The organism is Kitasatospora sp. NPDC058478 (assembly GCF_042720345.1).
Lineage (GTDB): Bacteria > Actinomycetota > Actinomycetes > Streptomycetales > Streptomycetaceae > Kitasatospora.
In genome coordinates, this window is the sequence record NZ_JBHXML010000003.1 from 80,712 (window position 1) to 102,361 (window position 21,650).

Annotated in this window: 19 protein-coding genes and 1 pseudogene; 9 read left to right on the plus strand and 11 right to left on the minus strand. The window is 73.2% G+C overall.

Annotated features, from left to right (window positions below):
- Positions 1 to 128 precede the first annotated feature (128 nt).
- Entirely contained in the window at positions 129 to 899 is a 771-nt protein-coding gene (locus ACFWPT_RS02530) for a maleylpyruvate isomerase N-terminal domain-containing protein (protein WP_380478926.1), read from the plus strand.
- 15 nt (positions 900 to 914) lie between these two features.
- Here the strand turns inward: ACFWPT_RS02530 and ACFWPT_RS02535 are convergent, their stop codons facing one another.
- The gene (locus ACFWPT_RS02535; RefSeq protein WP_380370858.1) at positions 915 to 1,991 is read right to left on the minus strand and encodes a mechanosensitive ion channel family protein; all 1,077 of its coding nucleotides are present in this window, start codon (positions 1,989 to 1,991) and stop codon (positions 915 to 917) included.
- A gap of 326 nt (positions 1,992 to 2,317) precedes the next feature.
- Between ACFWPT_RS02535 and ACFWPT_RS02540 the strand changes: the two genes are divergently transcribed.
- Together ACFWPT_RS02540 and ACFWPT_RS02545 are read left to right on the plus strand one after the other, a co-directional pair.
- Positions 2,318 to 2,770: an SRPBCC family protein gene (locus ACFWPT_RS02540; protein ID WP_380370856.1), complete on the plus strand. Its 453-nt coding sequence runs from the start codon at positions 2,318 to 2,320 to the stop codon at positions 2,768 to 2,770.
- Between the two features lie 129 nt (positions 2,771 to 2,899).
- Positions 2,900 to 3,268 carry a hypothetical protein gene (locus ACFWPT_RS02545; RefSeq protein ID WP_063352503.1) on the plus strand — a complete coding sequence of 123 codons (369 nt, stop codon included), beginning with the start codon at positions 2,900 to 2,902 and terminating at the stop codon, positions 3,266 to 3,268.
- Positions 3,269 to 3,603: 335 nt separating this feature from the next.
- On the opposite strand, the gene ACFWPT_RS02550 is transcribed toward ACFWPT_RS02545, so the two are convergent.
- On the minus strand, positions 3,604 to 4,077 hold the full coding sequence (locus ACFWPT_RS02550; RefSeq protein ID WP_063352502.1) for a nucleoside deaminase: 474 nt from the start codon (positions 4,075 to 4,077) through the stop codon (positions 3,604 to 3,606).
- A 182-nt stretch (positions 4,078 to 4,259) separates the two neighbouring features.
- Positions 4,260 to 4,658: a VOC family protein gene (locus ACFWPT_RS02555; RefSeq protein ID WP_380338495.1), complete on the minus strand. Its 399-nt coding sequence runs from the start codon at positions 4,656 to 4,658 to the stop codon at positions 4,260 to 4,262.
- Positions 4,659 to 4,754: 96 nt separating this feature from the next.
- On the opposite strand from ACFWPT_RS02555, the gene ACFWPT_RS02560 reads away from it, so the two are divergent.
- Both ACFWPT_RS02560 and ACFWPT_RS02565 read left to right on the plus strand, forming a co-directional pair.
- Entirely contained in the window at positions 4,755 to 5,852 is a 1,098-nt protein-coding gene (locus ACFWPT_RS02560; RefSeq protein WP_380478928.1) for a helix-turn-helix transcriptional regulator, read from the plus strand.
- A 128-nt stretch (positions 5,853 to 5,980) separates the two neighbouring features.
- Positions 5,981 to 6,952 (plus strand): NAD(P)H-binding protein, encoded by a 972-nt coding sequence (locus ACFWPT_RS02565; protein WP_380478930.1) that lies wholly within the window; start codon positions 5,981 to 5,983, stop codon positions 6,950 to 6,952.
- On the opposite strand, the pseudogene ACFWPT_RS02570 reads toward ACFWPT_RS02565, so the two are convergent.
- The 3 genes and pseudogenes from ACFWPT_RS02570 to ACFWPT_RS02580 all read right to left on the minus strand — a co-directional run.
- Positions 6,924 to 7,049, minus strand: a pseudogene (locus ACFWPT_RS02570) (helix-turn-helix transcriptional regulator); the annotation flags it as partial. The gene ACFWPT_RS02565 and the pseudogene ACFWPT_RS02570 sit on opposite strands and share 29 nt — an antisense overlap.
- Complete coding sequence (locus ACFWPT_RS02575; protein ID WP_380478932.1) at positions 6,992 to 8,215, minus strand: cupin domain-containing protein; 1,224 nt, start codon at positions 8,213 to 8,215, stop codon at positions 6,992 to 6,994. The gene ACFWPT_RS02575 and the pseudogene ACFWPT_RS02570, both read right to left, overlap by 58 nt.
- Before the next feature lie 14 nt (positions 8,216 to 8,229).
- Entirely contained in the window at positions 8,230 to 8,364 is a 135-nt protein-coding gene (locus tag ACFWPT_RS02580; protein ID WP_380370842.1) for a hypothetical protein, read from the minus strand.
- A 181-nt stretch (positions 8,365 to 8,545) separates the two neighbouring features.
- Between ACFWPT_RS02580 and ACFWPT_RS02585 the strand changes: the two genes are divergently transcribed.
- The gene (locus ACFWPT_RS02585; RefSeq protein ID WP_380370839.1) at positions 8,546 to 9,952 is read left to right on the plus strand and encodes a helix-turn-helix transcriptional regulator; all 1,407 of its coding nucleotides are present in this window, start codon (positions 8,546 to 8,548) and stop codon (positions 9,950 to 9,952) included.
- A gap of 41 nt (positions 9,953 to 9,993) precedes the next feature.
- Positions 9,994 to 10,677: a RibD family protein gene (locus ACFWPT_RS02590; protein ID WP_380478934.1), complete on the plus strand. Its 684-nt coding sequence runs from the start codon at positions 9,994 to 9,996 to the stop codon at positions 10,675 to 10,677.
- A 177-nt stretch (positions 10,678 to 10,854) separates the two neighbouring features.
- On the opposite strand, the gene ACFWPT_RS02595 is transcribed toward ACFWPT_RS02590, so the two are convergent.
- The gene (locus ACFWPT_RS02595; protein ID WP_063352486.1) at positions 10,855 to 11,028 is read right to left on the minus strand and encodes a CsbD family protein; all 174 of its coding nucleotides are present in this window, start codon (positions 11,026 to 11,028) and stop codon (positions 10,855 to 10,857) included.
- A 140-nt stretch (positions 11,029 to 11,168) separates the two neighbouring features.
- Positions 11,169 to 12,008, minus strand: a complete 840-nt coding sequence (locus tag ACFWPT_RS02600) for an NAD(P)H-binding protein (RefSeq protein WP_363377008.1) — start codon at positions 12,006 to 12,008, stop codon at positions 11,169 to 11,171.
- 110 nt (positions 12,009 to 12,118) lie between these two features.
- On the opposite strand from ACFWPT_RS02600, the gene ACFWPT_RS02605 reads away from it, so the two are divergent.
- Together ACFWPT_RS02605 and ACFWPT_RS02610 are read left to right on the plus strand one after the other, a co-directional pair.
- On the plus strand, positions 12,119 to 12,490 hold the full coding sequence (locus ACFWPT_RS02605; RefSeq protein WP_063352484.1) for a helix-turn-helix domain-containing protein: 372 nt from the start codon (positions 12,119 to 12,121) through the stop codon (positions 12,488 to 12,490).
- A gap of 182 nt (positions 12,491 to 12,672) precedes the next feature.
- On the plus strand, positions 12,673 to 14,211 hold the full coding sequence (locus ACFWPT_RS02610; protein WP_380370829.1) for a bifunctional phosphatase PAP2/diacylglycerol kinase family protein: 1,539 nt from the start codon (positions 12,673 to 12,675) through the stop codon (positions 14,209 to 14,211).
- A gap of 12 nt (positions 14,212 to 14,223) precedes the next feature.
- Here the strand turns inward: ACFWPT_RS02610 and ACFWPT_RS02615 are convergent, their stop codons facing one another.
- From ACFWPT_RS02615 to ACFWPT_RS02625, 3 genes are all read right to left on the minus strand, one after another.
- Positions 14,224 to 15,240 (minus strand): YihY/virulence factor BrkB family protein, encoded by a 1,017-nt coding sequence (locus tag ACFWPT_RS02615; protein WP_380478937.1) that lies wholly within the window; start codon positions 15,238 to 15,240, stop codon positions 14,224 to 14,226.
- Between the two features lie 113 nt (positions 15,241 to 15,353).
- Positions 15,354 to 17,960, minus strand: coding sequence for a SpoIIE family protein phosphatase (locus ACFWPT_RS02620; protein WP_380478939.1), 2,607 nt, complete (start codon positions 17,958 to 17,960; stop codon positions 15,354 to 15,356).
- Positions 17,961 to 17,972: 12 nt separating this feature from the next.
- Positions 17,973 to 21,425, minus strand: a complete 3,453-nt coding sequence (locus ACFWPT_RS02625) for a HAMP domain-containing protein (RefSeq protein ID WP_380478940.1) — start codon at positions 21,423 to 21,425, stop codon at positions 17,973 to 17,975.
- Positions 21,426 to 21,650 lie beyond the last annotated feature (225 nt).

The following is a 21,650-nucleotide window of genomic DNA, read 5'->3' on the forward strand; positions in this document are numbered from 1 at the left end:
ATCAACATTTGTCGTCCGGTCGCCGACGAGGGCCCACGGATACCGGCCGGACCGCCAGGTGACCATCCGGCAGTCGAACTGTCGGGCGGCAGGTTTGCCCGGCGCGGCTGCCGGGATACCCATGGCGCATGATTCCCGCTGCGGTCAGTGACGTCCTGCCGGAACTCGTCCCGTTCGTGCGGGCGGTCCAGGAGCGCAGGCCCGACGACGGGACGTGGTGCGAGGCATGGACGGTGCGGGACGTCCTCGCCCACCAGACCGGCAACGCCGAGGAACTCGCCCGCGTCCTGCGCGCCTTCCACGCGGGCGAGCCCGTGGAGACCCGCGGCTTCGATCGGGAGGAACCGTACCGGCGGATGTCCGACGCACAGCTGTGGGAGGCCTTCGCCGCCCGCTGTGCCGAACTGGCCGAGGTCGCCGCGGCCGCGGAGAGCGACCTGCCCCCGGACACCGAGGTGCGGTGGACCGGCCGGACCGTGACGGTGCCGTTCTTCGCCGAGCACCTGCGCGAGGAGCTGATCCTCCACCGGTGGGACCTCACCGGCGACGACCGTACGGCCCGGGAGGCGCTCGCCGAGCCGTGGATGACGTCGCACAGTGTGCGGCTGGTCGGCCGGCCGCTGCTGGCCCGGGGCGTGGCGGGACTCGACCTCGGGCCCGGGGGACGCGTCGAGGCCCGCCTGCGCGTCCCCGGGACCGACGACGTCCTGGTGACCGCGGACGCCGGTGGTGCGTCCATCGCCCTGGCCCCGCCCGAGGGCCCGGCCACCATCGAGAGCGACGCCGCGGTGCGCGTCCTGCTGTTGTGGGGGCGACGTCCGGCGGACCCGGGCCGCTGGCACAGCACGGTCGGTCCGGAGGAGCTGCGACGGGTGCGTGCTCTGCTGAGCGGCTACTGAGGGGCTACTGGGTGACTACTGAGCGGGTGGCGGGTAGGGGGCGCGCGGGGTGTCCGGCTCGGTCCGGGGCGCCGGGGTGACGGACACCCGGGGGAGCGCCTCGGGGTGGTGTTCGCAGATGTGCGTCACCAGGTGCTCGCGGAGCTGGCAGCGGAGGGAGAACGCGTCGTCGGCGTTGGCGGCGGTCGCCAGGAGCCGGACCACGATGGTGGTGGGCGTGGTGTCGACGACCTGTAGGGCGCTGCCCTGGCCGTCCCAGAGGGGGCTGTCGGCGAGGAACGCGTCGAACTCCTTGCGCAGCAGGGGGACCGGGGCCCGGTGGTCGAGGTGGAGGAAGGCGGTGCCGGTGATCCGGCTGGAGCGGCGCGACCAGTTCTCGAACGGGCGGCCGGCGAAGTAGGACATCGGCATCACCAGGCGGCGCTGGTCCCAGGTGGCGATCACCACCGCGGTGAGGGTGATCTCCTCCACGGTGCCCCACTCGCCGGACACCACGACCACGTCGCCGATCCGGACCAGGTCGCCGAAGGCCAGCTGCACCCCGGCGAAGAGGTTGGCCAGCACGCTCTGCGCGGCGATGCCCGCGACCACACCGACCAGGCCCGCCGAGGCGAGCAGACTGGTCCCGATGCCGCGTACGGAGGGGAAGGTCATCAGCATCGCGCCCAGGGCGGCGATCGCGATGATCGCCTGGCAGATCCGGCCGAGCAGACCCGCCTGGGTGCGGGCGCGGCCGGCCGAGGAGGGGTCGCGGCGGTGGACGGCGAGGCGGACGGCGCCTTCGACGACGAGCCCGACCGCCCGGGCGCCGAGCCATCCGCCGGAGGCGATCGCCAGTAGGACCAGGAGGTGGTGCAGCTGCTCCCGGGTCTCCGGCGAACCACCGACCCACGGCTGGACGGCGAGGGACAGGGAGGTGGCGAGCACGGTGACCAGGGGGCGCCGGCAGCTGCGCAGCATCCCCGGCATGACGCTGCCGGGCCGGTGCGGGGCGAATCTGCGGACCAGCCGTTCGGCGGTCCGGTCCAGGACGTAGGTGGTCAGGGCCACCCCCGTACCTGCCAGGAGCAGACGGAACAGGCTCCACCACACGCTCGCTCTCCTCCCGCGACGGCCGCAGCGCGGCGCTGTGGGCCGGCCTTCCCCGGGCCGGCGCTGTGGGCGGGCCTTCCCCGGGCCCGCTTCCCGGACCCCGTTTTCCCGTTCGGCGGGATTCACACCTGCCGGAGGTGAGGTGGGGGCCCGGCAACGGCGATGGGCCGTTCGGGTGAGGGGGGTGGGCCGGGGGAGACGGGTGAGGAGGACGGGCCGAAGGTCCGCGTCGAGGGTTCAGGCGGGGTGCATATCGGCCCGGGAACGGGGCAGCCGGGGCTTGAAGGCCCGCCGGCCGGGCGGGCACCGACATGTCAGGAGGAGCGATGCACCGGATCGAGGAGTCCGTCGAGGTGGCGGCGCCGCTCGGCACGGTCTACGAGAGCTGGGTCAGGTGTGAGGAGTTCCCGCAGTTCATGCGGGGTGTGGTCAGGGTCGACCGGTCGGGCCAGGACACCAGCTGGGTGGTCCGGACCGCCGCCGGCCCGCGCGAGTTCAGGGCCGTGACCACGGAGCTGGTGGAGAACGACCGCGTGGCGTGGGACAGCGGCCCTGGCCCGGTGCGGCACCAGGGTGTGGTCACCTTCCACGCCGTGGGCGACGCCGCCACCCGGGTGATGTTCCAGCTGGAGGTCGAACCGCACGGGCTCTGGGAGCACCTCGCCGAGGCCCTCGGGTTCGTCGACCGGCGGGTGATCGACGACCTGACCGACTTCAAGCGTCACGTCGAGGAGGGCGGCGGACCGGTCGAGGCCACGGTCGACGACACAGCGGCATGAACCTCCGGATCGGGGGCAGCCGAAGCGTACCGACAGCCCGATCCGACAGCCCGATCAGGCAGTCAGACCTGACAGCCAAACCTGACAGCCGGACCCGACAGCCAGACCCGACGACGGAAGGAGACGGTCGTGAGTGATCGCGTCAACATCTGGGAGTTCCGGGACACCGCCGGTCACACGGCGGGCACCGACCTCATCGGCTTCCACGTCGAGGCCACCGACGGAGCGATCGGCAAGATCGACAAGCTGTCCGAGGCCGTCGGCGCCCAGCACCTGGTCGTCGACACCGGTCCGTGGATCCTCGGCAGGCGGGTGCTCCTGCCCGCCGGCACCGTGATCCGGATCGAGATCGGCGAGCAGAAGGTGTACGTCGACCGGTCCAAGGACGACATCAGGAACGGTCCCGGCCTCGACGACGGCGCGGCCGACGTGTCGGCCGACGTCCGCGACCGCTACGGGCTCTACTACGACCCGTTCTACGGCGGTCGGATCTTCTGACGAAAGGGAGCAGCAGCCATGCCGTACGGTTCCACGCAGCTCCAGCCCCAGCCGCAGTCCCGGTTCCAGCCGCAGTCCCAGTCCGTCGGACCCGTCAGTCCGCCGAAGCCGGCCGACCCGTCCGCCCCGCCCCTGGTGCCGGATCCTCCGCTGCCGCCCGGTGTGCCCGAGCCGCCGCCGGATCCGGTGCTCCCGGGCCCCGCTACGCCGTCACCCGCGCCGCCCGGGCCTGAGCCCGAGCCCGGCGTGCCCCGCCCGCCCGAGCCGCCGGACTGAGGAGCCCTGAGCAGCCCTGAGCAGTCCGACCGAGGAGTCCCAAGAGGCGGGCCGGAGCGTTACCCCCAGTACCCCGTGTGCACCGCGGCGGCCTCCTCGAAGAGGTGCGGGCCGGACGCCTCCACGGTGCTGCCGCCGGCGGCGAAGACCTGGCGGCACGGCAGGTCGAGCACCGGTTCCTCCGGGTCCACCCCGGCGATGGCGTTCAGCTCCGCCCCGGCGAGCGCGTAGACGACCTTGCGGATTCCGCTCCAGTAGATCGCCCCGGCGCACATCGCGCACGGTTCGGTACTCGTGTACAGGACGGCGTCGACGAGCTGCGTCGGGGCCAGGGTGCGCGAGGCCTCCCGCACCAGATTGGTCTCCGCGTGGGCGGTGACATCGCGGTCGGTGAGCACCGAGTTCTCGGCCGTGAGGAGGACGTTCCCGGCGGGGTCGGTCAGCAGCGCTCCGAAGGGATGGTTGCCGTGCGCCCGGGCGTCGGCCGCGATCTCGATGGCCGCGAGCAGGTGCTCGCGGGTGCGGTCGGTCATGACGTGCTCCTCAGGGGATCGGCGGTGGGGCGGGCCCATGGTGTCGCGGTCGGGCGGGGTGGTGGTACCAGGTTGCCCCAGCCGCCCTCCGCCCGCGACCACCCCCGGCGGCGGCCCGGGCCCGCGGGCCGGTGCGGAGCGTGCCGCCGGGACCGGCCACCGCCCAGGCGGCCGGGCTGTCGTCAGTGGGCGAACTTCTCGACGGCCGCCGGTGTGACGGGGGTGAAGAAGTTGACGAGGTTGCCGTCGGGGTCACGGAACAGGAGCGACCGGTTGCCCCAGGGCATCGTGGTGGGCTCGGTCACGAAGTCGGTGACGAAGCCGGTCAGGTTCCGGTACACGTCGTCCACGTCGGCGACGAGGAATTCGAAGATCACGCTGTTGTTGTCGGCCGGACGGGCGGAGCCGGGCGCGAACAGTGCCACCGTCCGGGTGCTGCCGATCGCGAGGGTCCCGCCGGCGGTCCGCAGTTCGGCGAAGTCCTCGGTGGACCAGTGCGCCTGTACCCCGGTGGCCCGCTCGTAGAAGCCGACGAGGCGTGCGATGTCGCCCGTGATGATCCGGATCGAAACGAAGTCCATGGTGCGCTCTCCTCAGGTCGGTGAAGCCGTTGCACCCCGGACGGTAGAGGAGATAGTGGACAGAATCGGTCCGGTATCAGCGCTAGGCTCGTGGACATGGGCCGACCTACCAGCCGCGTGCTCACCCTCCTGGAACTCCTGCAGTCGGGCGGCATCAGAACGGTGGCCGAACTCGCCGACCGGCTCGGCGTCGACGGGCGCACCGTGCGGCGGTACGTGGACCACCTGGTCGACCTCGACATCCCCGTCGAGGCGGTCCGCGGCCGCTACGGCGGGTACCGGCTCGCCCCCGGGTACCGCCTGCCTCCGCTCATGCTCAACGACGACGAGGCGCTCGCCGTGCTGCTCGGCCTCGTCGTCGGCCGCAGGGCGGGGCTGCTGACGGCGACCGGGGCGGCGACCGGGACCGCGACCGGGACCGCGACCGGGACCGCGGGTGGGGCAGCGACCGCGACCGGGACCGCGGGCGAGACGGCGGCGGCCAAGATCCGCCGGGTACTGCCCGAGCGCCTCGCCCGTCGGCTCGACGCCGTCCTGGAATCCCTCGCCTTCACGGCCGAGCCCGGCGAGGCGGCCACCCCGGAGACGGGCGTCCTGCTCGCCGTCGCCGACGCGGTGCGCCACCGCCGCCCGATCTCGATCAGGTACACCGCCCGGGACGGCCGGCGGAGCGAACGCACGCTGCACCCGTACGGGATCGTCACCCATGCGGGGCGGTGGTACGTCACGGGCACCGATCCCGAGGTCGATCCCGAGATCGGCCAGGACCGGACCTTCCGGCTCGATCGCATCGCGGACGCGAGGCCCCTGCCGGGCTCGTTCGAGCTGCCCGCCGGGCTCGATCCGGCCCGGCGCGTGCTGTCCGGGCTCGCCAAGGCCGCGTACCGGTACGAGGTGACCCTGCGGATCCACGGGACGGTCGAGCAGATCCGCGCCCGGCTCCCCGCCAGCGTCGCGAGCATCGAGGAGCCCGCACCGGCGCCCAAGGAAGGAACGGATCCGCACACCGAGCGGTGGCTGCACGTCGAACTGCGGGCGGAGCGGCTCGACTGGCTGCCCCCCGTACTCGCCTCGCTCGACCGGCCGTTCGTCATCGAGCGACCGGACGAACTCCGCGGCCTCGTCATCGCGCTCGCCGACCGGCTCGCCGCCTCCGCCCGCCAGGCCTGCGACCCGGGCCGGACCGGACACTGATGCGCCCGACGTGTCCCCACGGACGCCGATGCGCCCGTCCTGGCGTCAAGGACCTGCGGAACCTTCCCGGCGCGGGAGCGTTGGCAGTGCACCGGAGGTCCCGGTCAGGTAGGTAGGAGGCAATCGCCGTGCTCGTAGAACCTGTCCTTGTCACCGGCGCCGGCGGCGGCGTCGGCGGAGTCGGGCGAAGGATCCTGGAGCGGTTGCGGGCGCACAACGTGCCCGTCAGGGCTCTCGTGCACCACGACGACGAACGGGCCTCGGACCTGAGGACGATGGGCGGCGTGGAGGTGCTGGTCGGTGACCTCACCCGTGGTGCGGACGTGGTCGAGGCGCTGGCCGGCTGCCGCCGGGCCTACTTCGGGATGAGCGTGTCGTCCGCCTACCTGGAGGCCGCGGCGACGGTGGCGGCCGCCGCCCGGGAGAGCGCCGGCCTGGAACTGCTGGTCAGCATCTCGCAGATGACCGTCTCGCAGATGGACCTCACCAGCGACGCCGAGTCCCGGCAGCAGCGGCTGCACTACCTCGCCGAACACGTCCTCGACTGGTCCGGGGCGCCGGTCGTCCACGTCCGGCCCACCGTGTTCATGGAGAATCCGCTCTTCACCGAGGTGGCGGCCGCTTCGATCCGGCGGGACGGCACGATCCGCCTCCCCTTCGGCTCGGCCCGGACCTCACCGGTCGCGGCCGCCGACGTGGCCGAGGTCGTCACCGCACTCCTGCTCGATCCTGCTCCCCGGGCCCGCCGCGTCTACGAGCTGACCGGGGCTCGATCCCGCGACATGACGGCCATCGCGGCCGAGTTCTCGGCCGCCCTGGGCCGCGACGTGACGTACGTCGACGTGCCCTACCAGGAGTGGCTGGAGCACGACCTCAGGAACCAAGGCCTGCCGGACCACGTGTTCGACCACATCGCCACGATGGCCAGGCTGCACGGCGAGAACCGGTACGACCGGGCGACGAAGGACGTCGCCGACCTTCTCGGTCGCCCCCCCGCGGGGGTTCGACACCGTGATCAAGGACCTGCTCGCCCGGCAGCCGTAGCCGGCCGGGTGCCGGGGGAGCGGTCGCTCAGAGCCAGCCGCGCTGCGCCGCCTTGAGGCCGGCCTCGAAGCGGCTCGACGCGTCGAGGCGTTCCATCAGCCCGGCCATCTGGCGGCGGACGCTGCGTGCCGACAGGCCCAGGCTCCGGCCGGCGGTCTCGTCGGTGAGGCCGGACGCGAGCAGCCGCAGGAGTTCCTGCTCGGTGGCGCTGAGGCCGGTCCCGGTGTCCTTGCGCCGGTCGGCGCCGAGCGGGACGGCGGCCTGCCAGCCCACGCGGTGCCCGCTCCGGCGAGGGTCACCGTTCCCGTCGTCTGGTTGCGGGTCAGGCGTGCACGGGGCGCTGTGAGTACGACCTTCACCCTCCTGGTGATGGTCTCGCCGTCCTCGCTCCGGGGCGTCGGAAGGCCGATGACGAACGGAAGCGAGGGAGCCTGACGGCCCCCGTGCGTGGTGTCCAGCGATTCCGCCCACCGGGCGGGCAACTCCGGGTCGTCGAGTTCGGAGACGACCGCCCGCCGGAGAGCTGAGACGTAGGCCGCCTGGTCGTCCGCCGGCGCGAAGCGCGGCACGTCCAGGCGTAGGGCCGCGTCGGCGCGCAGCAGGTCGACGACCCAGCCGAGGAGGTCGGCTCCGGTGTGGGAGACGAGGCCGAAGGTCAGGTGGAGGGACTCGCTGCCCTGGTCGGCGGTGACGGCGTGCCACCACCTGCGGGGGAGGTAGAGCATGTCGCCGGCGGTCAGGACGAGGTCGGCGATCGGTTCGCCGGTCGGCTCGGCGGGCGCCTCGACGTCGCGCCAGGTCGGCGCGGTCCGGGTCGGTCCGTAGAGGCGCCAACGCTTCGCGCCGTCCAACTGGACGACCACGACATCGTGGTCGTCCCAGTGGGTGCCGAAGCCCTCCCTTTTCGTCCATGAGGCGTAGGCGTTGGCCTGGACGGGGGTACCGACGAAGCGTTCGAGGTCCTCGGCGGCGGACCGGATCGGTGGGTGGATCTCGTCGATGGCGTCGAGGACGAGGGAGGCCCCTTCGGCCAGGCGGGCGTGGAGATCGGCAGGTTGGAGCCTGTGCCAGGTGGCCGCGCGCCGGTTGGTGGTGGCGGTCGCGTACCGGTGGGCCGGCAGGGTCTCCCCGTCAGCGGAAAGACGGAGTCGGGGCGGTTCCAGACGGTGGGTGGACAGGATGCTGTTCAGGTCGTCCCAGGACAGCAGGCCTGCGACATCGGCGGGGTCGCCCGGGATCACGAGGTGGGAGCGGTGCAGCGTCCGGGCGAGGAACTGGTCCCCGCCCAGACGCGCCGCCCACGAGGCGGTGTCAGGCATCGTGGGCACTCCGGCTAGTTGTCGTTGCCGTCGGAACGGCCGCCGGAGACGTCGGAGGGCTGTTCGGACCTCGCGCGGGCGGCGGCGATGTTCCGCTTGGCCACCAGCAGGCCGTCCTCGTCGGCCTTCGTCTGCACGGTGATCTCCATGCCTTGACCTTCCTTCCCGATCGTGCTCGCCGGTTCATCCGGCGAGACCTCAGAGAACCGCTGCGAACGTGCTTTGAACAGAGCAGAATTGATGCATCGATGAGGCATCCGTGTGGCAAACCGGCGTCTGGCCTGGCATCTCCTGCAGCGGACGGACTTCCAGCGCGGCAGGAGGTGGGTGATGAGTGCACGGCGCGAGCGACTCGTCACGCAACGCGTGAGCGCGGGATTCACGCAGGAGTCCTTGGCGGCCGCGATGGGGGTCGACCGGACGACGGTCGGCCGGTGGGAGCGCGGCGCCGGACTTCCACGCCCGTGGCAGATGGCGAACCTCGCCAGACTACTGAGGGTTGCTCCGACTGAACTCGCCTTGCTGCTGGCGCCTGCCGAAGTGGCGGTGCCCGCTGGCCATGCGCGGTCGGCGCGAACCGCGTCGCCCTCCGGCGGACCTGCTCGGCATGCCACACCCGCGGAGTGGGACGGGTCTGGCGTCAGCGGAGCCCTGGCCGGCGCGGAAGCCGGCGCCGTGTCCATGGCGCTCATGGACGGCGGCGTCCGGGTCGGCTGCCGGACCGCCGACGGGAGGATCGTCTTCGTGACCATGCCGCGCCAGGCCCTGCTGCGGGGTGTCACCACCGCTGAGGGTGCCACTGCCTCGTCGAGGTTCACGGTGCCGGACGTTCGATCCGTCCTTTCCCCGGATGTCCACCCGGTCGAGAACATGAGATCGCTCCGCAGATCGCTGGTCGAGTGCGACAACGTCCTCGGGCCTCGCGAGGTCGTCGCCACGGCACAGGAACACGTCCGCCTCATCCAGCACCTGCGCCGCGAGGCTTCCGGTCGGGACCGGCACGACCTGCTGCAAGTGCAGGCGGAGTACGCCGAGTTCTGCAGCTGGCTCTACCAGGACAGTGGTGACCACCGCGCCGCCCAGTACTGGGCGGACCGAGCCGTCGACTGGGCGACTGCTTCCAGCGACCAGGACCTCACCGCCTACATCATGGCCCGGAAGTCCCAGCTCGCCGGCGACATGCAGGACTCGATCGAGGCCATCGATCTCGCCGCGTCCGCCCAGCGCCTGGCCGGTCCCGGAAGCCGGCTGAGTGCGATGGGGGCGGTGTACGCGGCGCACGGGCACGCACTGGTCGGCGACGAACGGACGGCCCAGCACACCTTCGACCAAGCGTTCTCGCTGCTCGCCGAGCGGCCCGAAGCACCGGTCGGGCGTGGCCGCTGGCTGAACGAAGCGTACGTGGAGGCCCAGCGTGCCCGGTCGTTGACGCTGTTGGGCCGCCACCGCGAAGCGGTGGCAGGATTCGAACAGGCGATCCGGTCCCTACCCGCGACCTACCGACGCGATCGCGGTGTCTACCTCTCCCGCTCGGCCGTCGCCCAACTCTCCGTCGAGGGCCCCGAACGGGCCGCCGAAACCGCCTGTGCGGCGTTGTCGATCGCCGCGGGCACCGGATCAGCCCGGATTTTCACCGAACTGGCCCGACTCGACGCCCTGTTGCGCGGATGGGGTGGTGTACCAGAGGTCGCCCGGTTCCGGCAGGCACTCGACAGCCTCCTGCTCCATGAAGTGTGATCACCAAAGTCTCTGCCGACCTTGAGAGAACGGACCCCACGATGGCTTCCCGCCCCTTCGTCCTGCTGAGCGTCGCCACCACCATCGACGGCCACATCGACGACGCCTCACCCGAGCGCCTGCTGCTGTCGAACGCCGAGGACTTCGACCGCGTCGACGAGGTCCGTGCCGAGTCGGATGCCATCCTCGTCGGCGGCAACACCCTGCGTAGCGACAACCCGCGACTCCTGGTCAACAGCGACAAGCGCCGGGCCGACCGAATCGCGGCAGGCAAGCCCGAATATCCGCTCAAGGTCACCATCTCCGCCAGCGGCGACCTGAGTCGCGACCTCAAGTTCTGGCACTTCGGCGACAAGAAGGTCGTCTACACGACCGACACCGCCGCACCGAAGCTCCGCGAAGCGCTCGACGGCCTGGCCGACGTCGTGAGCACCGGTCCCACCGTCGACTTCGGTGCCCTGCTCGACGACCTCGCCACCCGCGGCGTCGAACGCCTCATGGTCGAGGGCGGCGGGCAGATCCACACCCAGTTCCTCGCCCAGGGCCTGGCCGACGAGATCCACCTCGCCATCGCCCCGCTGCTCGTCGGCGACGCCACCGCCCCGCGGTTCCTCCACCCGGCGAACTACCCCGGTGGCAGCAACCGGCGGATGACGCTTCTCGGAACCCGGACGATCGGCGACGTCGTGCTGCTGCGATACGCGCCCAAGGTCGCGTCCAGCTGATCTTCGGAGGGCTACCCGCCCGGTGGCGAGTCTCCTCGCGACGGCAGGCCACCCCGGTCGACCTCGGGCGTGCCTCTCGACGGACATGGCAGGCCCGGTGGCCCTCCGGCCGGTGGGCAGCCCACGAGTAGCCGGGCGGGCGGGGCGGCCGCGCGGGCGCGGCCGCCGTGCGCCGGGTCAGTCCTTTCCGACGTCCTTGATCTTCTCGCCGGCCTGCTTCAGGTCGCTCTTGATCTGTTTGCCCCGGCCCTCGGCCTCGACGACCCGGTCGCCGGTGGCCCGTCCGGCGGCCTCCTTGGCCTTGCCGTGGACCTTCTCGGCCGCGTTGTGCAGCTTGTCCTTGGCACTCATCGGATCACTCCTCTCGGTAGTGGGGGCTCGGTCCGCCCCGGACGGCGTCTGCCCGGGATCGGCGGTTCCACACCCGGAACATCCGGAGTCGGCTGTTAGCCGTGAGCCGGTGTGGTGCGGACGGGGCCGGTTGGGCGGGCTCAGCGGAAGGCGGCGACGTTGCGGGCGGCCCAGGCGGCGAAGGGGCGCGGGGCGGTGCCGAGGACCCGCTGGACGTCCGGGCTGACGCGCAGCTCGGCCGGGTTCGGGGAGCCGAGGATGTCCAGGGTGTCCTGGGCGAGCTCCACCGGCATGCCCTGGGCCATGGCGGCGCCGGCCTCGTCGCGGGTGAGGTCGTGGAACCGTACCGGCGAGCCCAGGGCGGCCGCGATGGCCTGCGCTTGCTGGCGCGGGGTGATCACCTCCGGGCCGGTCAGCTCGTACACGCCGCCGTTGTGCCGGTCCTCCAGCAGGCAGGCCGCCGCGACGTCGGCGATGTCCGCCGGGTCGACGATCGGCACCCCGACGTCGCCGAAGGGCGCGGCGACGACCCGCTGTGCGCGGACGGACTCGGCCCACCACAGGGCGTTGGAGGCGAAGCCGCCCGGCCGCAGGATGCTCCAGTCCACGCCGGACCCCCGCAGGACGTCCTCCAGTTCGCGCATCGCGATCCGCGTCGGGCCGAAGGGCCTGGTCGCCACGCCCTGCGAGGAGAGCAGGACGATGCGGCGGACCCCGCCGGCCACGGCCTGGCCGATGAGGTCGGCCGGGTTGGCCCCGGCGGCGTGCAGGTCGCCGGACAGCAGCAGGAAGAGCGCCTTCGCCCCGGCCAGCGCGGGTTCGAGGCCGGCCGGCCCGGCCAGGTCGGCCGCCACGTGGCGGACCCCGTCCGGCACCGCCGCCGCGTGTCGCGACACCGCCGTCACCTGCTGGCCCGCCTCGGCCAGCGCCCGCGTCAGCGGCCGGCCCACATTGCCGGTAGCCCCGGTCACCACGATCATGGTCAACTCCTCGTTCGACGTCCGCCGTGGCCGCTGTGGCCTCGGTGGTCCTCACGCTAGGAGCCAGGGCTAACCCTTGGTAAGGACATACCTTGACGTAAGCTCAGGACATGGTGGTAGGTGTGCAGCACAGGCAGGGCGAGGCCGGGAAGCGGTATGAGGTGTTTCACACCGACTGCCCCGCGCGCGACGTGGTCGACCATGTGACCAGCAGGTGGGGCATCTGGGTGTTGATCTCCCTGCAGAGCAACGACCTCCGGTTCTACGAGCTGCGCGAGAGCATCCACGGCATCAGCGAGAAGATGCTCGCCCAGACCCTGCGCGCGCTGGTCCAGGACGGCCTGGTCTGGCGGAAGGTCGAGCCGACGACACCGCCCCAGGTCACCTATGGGCTGACCGAGTTCGGTCAGGACCTCGGCGAGCCGCTGGCCGAGCTGTTCAACCGGATCACCCGAGGGCTGCCGCCGCGCGACGCGGGGTAGCGGCGCGGGGTGGCAGCGCGGGGTGGCGGCGTGGGACGGCAGCGCGGGGTAGCAGCCACACCGAGCCGCCCTGCTGGGGGAGTTCCGGACCCTGTACGCGGCCCGTCACGGCCGGCCGGCCGCCGCGACACACCCCCGGCCTCCTCCCCGGCGTTGTCGCCCGCGCGCCGTAGGTTCGTCGGATGAAGCGACTGAAGACCACACGACTGGACGCCATAGACCGAGCCCTCTTCGACCGCATCGCCGCCGCGCCGCTGCACGGCACCCGCCCCTGGCTGCGGGCCCTGAGCCGGGCCGCCGACCACGGGGTGCTGTGGATGGGCACCGCCGCCGTCCTCGGCGCGGTCGGCGGACGCCGCGGGCGCCGAGCGGCCCTGCGCGGCCTCGGCTCGCTCGCCATCGCCTCGGCCACCGCCAACACCGTCGCCAAGCACGCCACCCGCCGGCCCCGCCCGGTGCTGGACGCCGTCCCGGCCGTGCGTCGGCTGCTGCGCCAGCCCGTCACCACCTCCTTCCCCTCCGGTCACTCCGCGTCCGCGGCCGCCTTCGCCGCCGGTGTGGCGATCGAGTCCCCGCTGCTGGGCGCGGCCGTCGCGCCGGTCGCGGCGGCGGTGGCCCTCTCGCGCGTCTACACCGGCGTGCACTACCCGGGCGACGTCCTGGCCGGTGCGGCGCTGGGTACGGCGGCGGCCGCCGCGACCCTGCACTGGTGGCCGCGCTCGTCCGACGTGCCGCCGCCCGCCGCCCCGGCCGCCTGTCCGGCCCCGGCCCTGCCGCAGGGGAGGGGGCTGTCGGTGGTGGTCAACTCGGGCTCCGGCAGCGGCTCTCCGCTCGCTCCCGCCGCCGAGGACGTGGCCGGGACGCTGCGCGCCCTGCTGCCCGAGGCGGACGTCCGGGTGTGCGGGCCGCAGGACGACCTGGCGAAGACATTGACGGAGGCCGCCGACCGGGCCGCCAGGGCCGGCGGCGCGCTCGGGGTGTGCGGCGGCGACGGCAGCGTCAACCTGGCCGCGGCGCTGGCCGTCGAGCGCGCGCTGCCGCTGGCGGTCTTCCCCGGCGGCACCCTCAACCACTTCGCCCTCGACCTCGGTGCCACCACCCACGAGGCCACCGCCGAGGCCGTCCAGGCCGGCACCGCCGTCGGCGTGGACCTGGGCCTGGCCGCCGACGACGCCGGCGCCCGGACCTTCGTGAACACCTTCAGCCTCGGTATCTACCCCGAACTCGTCCACCAGCGGGAGAAGTTGGAGAAGCGCATCGGCAAGTGGCCGGCCCTCGCGGTGGCCGTCGCCAAGCTGCTGCCGACCGCCGAACCCGTCACCGTCCACGCCGACGGCCGCCCGCACCGGCTGTGGCTGCTGTTCGCCGGCAACGGGGCGTACGAACCGGCGGGCTTCGCCCCCACCCACCGCGCCGCCCTGGCCGACGGACAGCTCGACGTCCGGGTCGTCGACGGCGGCCGGCCCTTCGCCCGCACCCGCCTGGCCGCCGCCTTCCTGTCCGGCACCCTGGACCGGTCCCGGGTCTACCGGGCCGCCCGGCTGCGCGCCCTGGACCTGGACTCCCTCGGCGACGCCGCCCGCATCGCCGTCGACGGCGAGAGCGTCCCCGCGCGCGGGGCCCTGCGGCTGTCCAAGGCCCCGGCCGGGCTCACCGTGTACCGGCCCGCGACCGCCGCCCCGGCGAGCGAGCTGCACCGCCCGGGCCGGGACGGGCGGTAACCGCAGGGGGTGTCACCGGGCGCCGGGGGAGGACGGGCCGTGCGGGCCGTCCTCCCCGGCCCCGCCGGGCCGCTCCCCGTCGTGGAAGGAGACCTCGACGTGCTGTTCGGGGCGGCGCTCCTCCTGACGGGCGACGGAGGACAGCACCTTCTCGTCGGCGGCGGTGAGCGGCGGCTGCAGGAGGCTGCGGGGCCACAGCCGACGGGCGAGCACCGCGTTGGCCTCGGCGGCGTACACGGTGATCTGCGCGGCCAGGTAGAGCCAGGAGAGCAGGCCGATCACGGTCGCGAAGAAGCCGTAGACCTGGCCCGCGTGGCGCAGTTCGTGGGTCACCAGGAGCGAACCGAACGCCTGGAGGACGGTGAACAGCGGCCCGGCGACGACGCAGCCGGGCAGCAGGGCCCGGGTCGGGATCTCGCGCGGGGTGAGCACCCGGAAGCAGGCCAGGCACAGGGCGGTGTTCAGCAGCGCCGAGACCAGCAGGCCCCCGACCCGGGCGGGCACCCCGCCCAGGGCGCTGCCGACCAGCGAGGCGGCCGCCGTACCCAGCACCAGGCCGGCGGCCAGGACCGTGAACAGCAGCAGGCCGCGCGCCAGCCGGGGCCAGTAGCCGGGCCGCTGCACCCCGGGCACGTTCCAGACCTCGGCCATGGCGTGCTGGAGGACCTGCGTGATGCCGAGCGCCCCGTACAGCAGGCCGAGCGCGCCGATGGCCAGCGCCAGGCCGCTGCCCTGGAGGGAGTGGACGTTCTGGCGCAGCTGGTCGCCGATGATCGGGAAGTCGGCGAGCGCCGAGTTCAGCACCGACTGCTGGGCCCCGGGGTGGCCGTGCAGGACGAAGCCGAGGACGGTGCTGAGCAGGAGCAGCAGCGGGATCAGGGCGACGAAGCCGTAGTAGGTGATCAGGGCGGACAGCAGCCCGCCCCGGTCGTCCCCGTACTTGCGCACGACGCCGATGACGACGGCGGGCACCCGGCGGTGCTGCTGGAAGCGGTCCACGGCGCGCAGGCCTTGTTCGATCGGGTTCATGCCCCGGCGTCTGCCCCGGTCCGCGCCCGCGACACCCGCCGGTTCCGCCCCCCCGTGGCGGCTCGGCTGCCCCGGTTCGCCGCGGACATGCGCCTGCCCTGCCCGTCCGACCGCTACCGCACCATCACTCCGACCAGGCAGGTGTCGTCGTCGGTGTCGGCGTTGCTGTAGCGCAGCAGGTGGTCCAGGAGCTCTTCGAGGTTGGCCGAGCCGGTGGCCGAGCCGGTGGTTGACCCGGTGTCCGAGCCGGTGGCTGACCCGGTGCGGGACTCCTCGGCGAGGGCCGTCAGGCTGGTCAGCGACGCCTGGAGGGATTCGTCGCGGCGCTCGATGAGTCCGTCGGTGTACATCACCAGCGTGTCGTCGGCCTCCAGGACGAGCTCGCCCTGCTCGTAGTCGGCGTGGCCGATCGCGCCGAGGAGGATGCCGCCCAGCTGGGGCAGGATGTCCGCCCGCCCGCCACGCAGCAGGACCGGCGGCGGGTGCCCGGCGCGGGCCCACCGCAACCGGCGGGTCGCGGGTTCGTAGAGGCCGCACACCGCGGTGGCCGTGACGTTGTCGGTCAGGTGGTGGGTGACGCTGTTGAGCCAGCTCAGCAGCTGGGCCGGCCCGGCGCCGGTGGCGGCCAGGCCGCGCAGGGCGTTGCGCAGCGCGACCATGCCGGTGGCGGCCTCGATGCCGTGTCCGGAGACGTCGCCCACGCACAGCAGGACGTCTCCCGAGGGCAGGGCGAGGGTGTCGTACCAGTCCCCGCCGACCAGGTGGTCCTTCTCCGCCGGGCGGTAGCGCACGGCGACGCTCAGATCGTGCAGGTCCAGCGGGCCCCGGGTGGGCGGCATGATGGCGTGCTGGAGCTGGAGGGCGAGGCGGCTGCGCTCGGCCGCCTGCTGCTCGCTCTGCGCGAGCTGGTCGCGGGTGGCGGCGAGTGCGACCTCCGTCCAGTGCTGGGCGGAGATGTCCTGGTAGGCGCCGCGGACGGTGCCGAGCCCGCTGCCGGGGTCGTTGCCGGGGTCGCTGTCGAGCCCGCTGCCGGGATCGCGGACGGGCTCCGCGACGACGCGGATGTGGCGGGTGACGCCGTCCGGCCGCTGGAGGCGGAAGGCGGTGGAGGCCGGGCGCTGGTGGTGCAGGAGGGTGCGCAGGAACCGGTCGATGGCGTGGCGGTCGTCCGGGTGGGCGTGGTCGGGGAGCTGGTCGAGGGCCAGGGGCGCGGCGGTGGGCGGCAGCCCGTGCAGTTCGAACACCGTCTCGTTCCAGGCGATCTGCCGGGTCCGCAGGTTCTCCTCGAAACCGCCGATCCGGCCGAGCCGCTGGGCGTGCTGCAGCAGGCGGGCGACGCGCGGGGTGCCGTCGTCGAGGCGCCAGACGACCGCGAGGTGGCTGCCGTGCCGGCTGATGCCCACCTGTGCCCGGGTGGTCAGCGGTACTCCGTCGACCAGGGCGGCGAGGCGCATGTCCTGGGCGCGGAAGGGTTCCCCGGTGGCGAAGACGTGTTCGACCTTGTCGGCCAGGCCGCCCGGTTCGGCCGCCAGCGGGTACGCCTCCAGCAGGCGGGTGCCGGTGAGTACGCCGGTGGGCCGGCCGGCGAAGTCGACGAAGGCCGGGTTGAGGTGGCGGATCACGAACCGGGGCGGGAACTCGTCGCTGTCCGGCGCCGCCCGCAGGATCATGCACGGGTCGAGCAGGCCGTCCGTGAGCTGCCGCAGTTCGCCGAACTGCGCGTCGGCCGGGTCGCAGGCGGCGGGTTCCTGCCCGCTCCAGGACTCCAGCGTGGTGGCGGCCAGCTCGGCGAGCGCCTCGAACTGGCGTTGGAGCGGCTGGGAGCGCTCGGGCAGCGTGTCGGGCCAGCAGATCTCCAGGACGCCGATGAGCCGCCCGCCGACGCCGGCCGGGACGGCGAGCCGGCCGCCGTGGATCTCGTGCTGGCCGATCGAGGGCAGCGAGGCGCCGGCGAGCGTCGGGTAGCCGACCGCCGCGCGCTCGTCCAGGGCACGGCGGGCCGGGGTCGGCACGCCCGGCGGGACGTGGCGCCAGCGGCGTGCCTCCTCCTCGGGGAAACCGGCGCTGCCCGCCAGTGACAGGGAGAGGTCCGGGTGGGCGGCCCAGATGGCGACGGCGGCCGCGCCGAGCGGTCGCAGCGCGTGCTCCAGCATGGAACGCGCCGCCGCCGCGGCGTCACCGCTCGCGAGCACGTCCGCCTCGGCACTGCGCAGCCGCACGGCCACCGCTTCGGTGGGGGGAACCGAGGCGTCGGCGACGAACTCGCGGGCGAGGGCGGAGATCTCGTCCGCCGCGGCCTGGTTGACCAGGTCGGCGGCGAGCGCCAGGACCGTCACCCCGGCCTGCTCCGCGAGGCTGTCCAGCTGCCCGGCGGCCTCGGTGGGCCCGCACCGCAGGCGTTCCACCAGCACGCCGACGCCCATCTCGACGACGGCGCGGCCCGCCGCCTGGGCCTGGGCCCGTTCCAGTTCCAGCCTGAGCCGCTCCACCGTGGTGGCGAGCCGGTCGACCGCCGCGGACTCGCCTTCGGCGCGCGCCCGGGCCGCTGCCTGCGCCTCCGCAGCGCGCCGCTGCGCCCCGACCCTCGGCGTGTCGGCGGCCGGACCGGTCGGTGAGGCCGCTGCGGGACGGTCCGTGGCGCGCGGCTCCTGCGGATGGTGCACGGCTGTCGGCTCCTGAGCTCTGGACTGTCGGGGTGGGTGCGAGGGGACGCGGGGCATGGGGCAGGGCGACTACCGGGTGAGGTGGTCCCTGATCCTGCCGATCACCTCGTCGGCGTCCACCGGCTTGGTGATGTAGTCGCTGGCTCCCGAGGCCAGGCTCTTCTCCCGGTCGCCGATCATCGCCTTGGCGGTGACCGCGATGATCGGCAGCCCCTCGTGCTCGGGCATGGCGCGGATCGCCGCGGTGGCGGTGTAGCCGTCCATCTCGGGCATCATCACGTCCATCAGGATCACGTCGATCCCGGGGTGCGTGCGGAGGGCTTCGAGCGCGGCGAGCCCGTTTTCGGCCTGGAGGACCCGCATGCCGCGCAGCTCCAGGATGCTGGTGATCGCGAAGAGGTTGCGGTCGTCGTCGTCGACCACCAGCGCGGTGCGACCGGAGAGCACCGGGTCGGCTCCGCGGCCCCGGGCGGGGTTCCCGTCCGCGCGGCGTGCCGGGGGCAGGACGCGCCCGGGCCCGTCGGCGCTCATGTGGAGGGCGATGCGTTCGCGCAGCTCGTCGAGGCTGGAGATGAGCTCCAGCGGCCGTTCCCCCTCCCGGCGGACGGCGTGCTCGTCGCCGGTGGTGACGCCCCGGCTGTTGTGGGCCAGCACCGGGACGGTGTGCAGGGCCGGGTCGCGTTCCATCTCCGCCAGGAGCGTGGCCGCCGCGCTGTCCGGCAGGTCGAGCTCCAGGACGACGCAGTGGTACGGGGCGGTGGCGAGCGCAGTGGCGGCCTCCGGGGCGCCGACCGTGGTGACTATCTCGACGCGGCGCTGCGCGCCGGCGGAGCGGGCGAGGTCGGCGACGGCGTTCTCCGCCACCAGGGACAGCAGGCCGTTGGGGCGGCCTTCGACCACGAGCAGGCGCCGCGGCCGGCCGGCGGCGGGAGGCGAGGGGGCCCGCTCCGGCGCCTCGGACGGGCCGGTGCCCCCGGCGCTTAGCGCCTTGCGGGCCCCGTCGGCGCCGGTCTCGGCCAGGTCGGGGCGGGTCGCGGGGACGTAGAGGGTGAAGGTGCTGCCCCGGCCCAGGGTGCTCTCCACCGTGATCGCGCCGCCGAGCAGGTAGGCGATCTCGCGGCTGATGGACAGCCCGAGGCCGGTGCCGCCGTACTTGCGGCTGGTGGTGCCGTCGGCCTGCTGGAAGGCGCCGAAGACGCTCTCCACGTGCTGGGGGGCGATGCCGACTCCGGTGTCGCTCACGTGGAAGGCGAGCACCGGGCCGCCGCGCCGGACGGCGTCGGGCAGGTCGGTCTCGTCGGCGGGCTCGATGCGAAGTTCGACCCGGCCCTGCTCGGTGAACTTGACGGCGTTGGACAGCAGATTGCGCAGCACCTGGCGCAACCGGTAGTCGTCGGTGAGGAGTTCGGCGGGGATCTGCTGGACCGTCCGCACCGTGAAGGCGAGGTTCTTCTGGCTGGTCAGCGGGCGGAAGGTGGCTTCGACGTAGTCGAGCAGCGCGCGCAGCGGCACCGCCTCGATGTTGAGGTCCATCTTTCCGGCCTCGACCTTGGACAGGTCGAGGATGTCGTTGATCAACTGGAGCAGGTCGGAGCCAGCGGAGTGGATGATCCCGGCGTACTCGACCTGCTTGGCGGTCAGGTTGCGGGTGGGGTTCTGGGCGAGCAGCTGGGCGAGGATGAGCAGGCTGTTGAGCGGCGTGCGCAGTTCGTGGCTCATGTTGGCCAGGAACTCCGACTTGTACTTCGAGGCGAGGGACAGCTGGTGGGCGCGCTCCTCCAGTTCCTGGCGGGCCTGTTCGATCTCCAGGTTCTTGGTCTCGATGTCGCGGTTCTGTGCCGCCAGCAGGTCGGCCTTCTCCTCCAGCTCGGCGTTGGAGGCCTGCAACTCGTCCCGGCGTGCCTGCAACTCCTGTGAGCGGACCTGGAGTTCGGCGGTGAGCCGCTGGGACTCGTCGAGCAGCTCGTCGGTGCGGGCGTTGGCGATGATGGTGTTGACGTTGACGCCGATGGTCTCCATGAGCTGGTCGAGGAAGTCCAGGTGGACCTGGGTGAACGGCTGGACGGAGGCCAGTTCGATGACGCCGAGGACCTGGTCCTCGACCACGATGGGCAGCACCACCAGGGACAGCGCCCCGGTGCGGCCGAGGCCGGAGGAGGCGGCCAGGTAGTCCGGCGGCAGGGCGTCGACGGTGATGGCGCGCCGGCTGCGCGCGGCCTGGCCGACGAACGACTCGCCGAGGCGGAAGCGGGTGGGGCGCTCGCCGTCGGGGAAGGCGTAGGAGCCGACCAGCTGGAGCACCGTCCCGACGGGGCTGTCCTCGGCGAGGTAGAAGACGCCGCACTGCGCGCCGACGAGGGGGGCGAGTTCGTCCATGACGGACTCGGCGACGACCCCGAGGTCGCGCCGGCCCTGCATCAGGGCCGAGAAGCTGGCGAGGTTGGTCTTGAGCCAGTCCTGCTCCTCGTTGGCGCGGGTGGTCTCGCGCAGCGACCCGACCATGGCGTTGATGTTGTCCTTGAGGTCGGCGACCTCGCCGGAGGCGTCCACGCTGATCGAGCGGGTGAGGTCGCCGGCGGCGACGGCGCTGGTGACCTCGGCGATGGCGCGGACCTGCCGGGTGAGGTTGCCGGCCAGCTCGTTGACGTTCTCGGTGAGGCGCTTCCAGGTGCCGGAGACGCCCTCCACCTCGGCCTGGCCGCCGAGCCGGCCCTCGGTGCCGACCTCCCGGGCGACCCTGGTCACCTCGTCGGCGAAGGAGGACAGCTGGTCGACCATCGTGTTGATGGTCTCCTTCAGTTCCAGGATCTCGCCGCGCGCGGTGACGGTGATCTTCTGCGACAGGTCCCCGCGTGCGACCGCCGTGGCCACCTGGGCGATCGCGCGGACCTGGCCGGTGAGGTTGCCGGCCATGAAGTTCACCGAGTCCGTGAGGTCGCGCCACGTCCCCGAGACGCCCTTCACGTCGGCCTGGCCGCCCAGGATGCCCTCGGTGCCGACCTCCCGCGCCACCCGGGTCACCTCGCCGGCGAACGAGGACAACTGGTCGACCATCGTGTTGACGGTGTTCTTCAGCTCCAGGATCTCGCCCCGGGCATCGACGGTGATCTTCTGCGACAGGTCCCCCTTGGCCACCGCGGTGGCGACCTGGGCGATGTCCCGCACCTGGGTGGTGAGATTGCCCGCCATCGCGTTGACCGAGTCGGTCAGGTCCTCCCAGGTGCCCGACACCCCGGGCACCTGGGCCTGGCCGCCGAGCCGGCCCTCGGTGCCGACCTCCCGGGCGACCCTGGTCACCTCCGAGGTGAACCGCGACAGTTGGTCGACCATGCCGTTGAACACCGTGGCGATCTCGCCCAGCAGCCCGTCCGCGTCGCCCGGCAGCTTGGTGCTGAAATCGCCGTCGCGCACCGCCGTCAACCCGGCCAGCAGCAGCCGCAGTTCCGGCTCGCCCACCTGCGCGGCGCCCGCCCCCTCGTCCGGGCGGTGCTGTGAGTCGCGGGACGGGGTCGGGCCAGCCATCGAACGTCGCCTCCGTGGAACGCCGGGCCGACTGGCCCGAATCCGGTCGTGGGCACCCCGAAGGACGGGCCGGGGGACCTGGCCGTCGTTCCAGGTGTTGTACCGCCCTCGGAGGCTACCCCAGCCCGCACACCGCCGGACAACGGTTGCCCCCCGGCCGTGCCGCCCGACCGCCGCCCGGACGCGCGTCCGCGCCCCGGACAGGCCGCCGCCCACCTCGGAGCC

Coding starts and splice junctions, on each gene's coding strand:
- ACFWPT_RS02530 (WP_380478926.1), top strand. CDS start 129: ATGATTCCCGCTGCGGTCAGTGACGTCCTGCCGGAACTCGTCCCGTTC.
- ACFWPT_RS02540 (WP_380370856.1), top strand. CDS start 2,318: ATGCACCGGATCGAGGAGTCCGTCGAGGTGGCGGCGCCGCTCGGCACG.
- ACFWPT_RS02550 (WP_063352502.1), bottom strand. CDS start 4,077: ATGACCGACCGCACCCGCGAGCACCTGCTCGCGGCCATCGAGATCGCG.
- ACFWPT_RS02555 (WP_380338495.1), bottom strand. CDS start 4,658: ATGGACTTCGTTTCGATCCGGATCATCACGGGCGACATCGCACGCCTC.
- ACFWPT_RS02560 (WP_380478928.1), top strand. CDS start 4,755: ATGGGCCGACCTACCAGCCGCGTGCTCACCCTCCTGGAACTCCTGCAG.
- ACFWPT_RS02575 (WP_380478932.1), bottom strand. CDS start 8,215: ATGCCTGACACCGCCTCGTGGGCGGCGCGTCTGGGCGGGGACCAGTTC.
- ACFWPT_RS02580 (WP_380370842.1), bottom strand. CDS start 8,364: ATGGAGATCACCGTGCAGACGAAGGCCGACGAGGACGGCCTGCTGGTG.
- ACFWPT_RS02585 (WP_380370839.1), top strand. CDS start 8,546: ATGAGTGCACGGCGCGAGCGACTCGTCACGCAACGCGTGAGCGCGGGA.
- ACFWPT_RS02590 (WP_380478934.1), top strand. CDS start 9,994: ATGGCTTCCCGCCCCTTCGTCCTGCTGAGCGTCGCCACCACCATCGAC.
- ACFWPT_RS02595 (WP_063352486.1), bottom strand. CDS start 11,028: ATGAGTGCCAAGGACAAGCTGCACAACGCGGCCGAGAAGGTCCACGGC.
- ACFWPT_RS02600 (WP_363377008.1), bottom strand. CDS start 12,008: ATGATCGTGGTGACCGGGGCTACCGGCAATGTGGGCCGGCCGCTGACG.
- ACFWPT_RS02605 (WP_063352484.1), top strand. CDS start 12,119: ATGGTGGTAGGTGTGCAGCACAGGCAGGGCGAGGCCGGGAAGCGGTAT.
- ACFWPT_RS02610 (WP_380370829.1), top strand. CDS start 12,673: ATGAAGCGACTGAAGACCACACGACTGGACGCCATAGACCGAGCCCTC.
- ACFWPT_RS02615 (WP_380478937.1), bottom strand. CDS start 15,240: ATGAACCCGATCGAACAAGGCCTGCGCGCCGTGGACCGCTTCCAGCAG.
- ACFWPT_RS02620 (WP_380478939.1), bottom strand. CDS start 17,960: ATGCCCCGCGTCCCCTCGCACCCACCCCGACAGTCCAGAGCTCAGGAG.
- ACFWPT_RS02625 (WP_380478940.1), bottom strand. CDS start 21,425: ATGGCTGGCCCGACCCCGTCCCGCGACTCACAGCACCGCCCGGACGAG.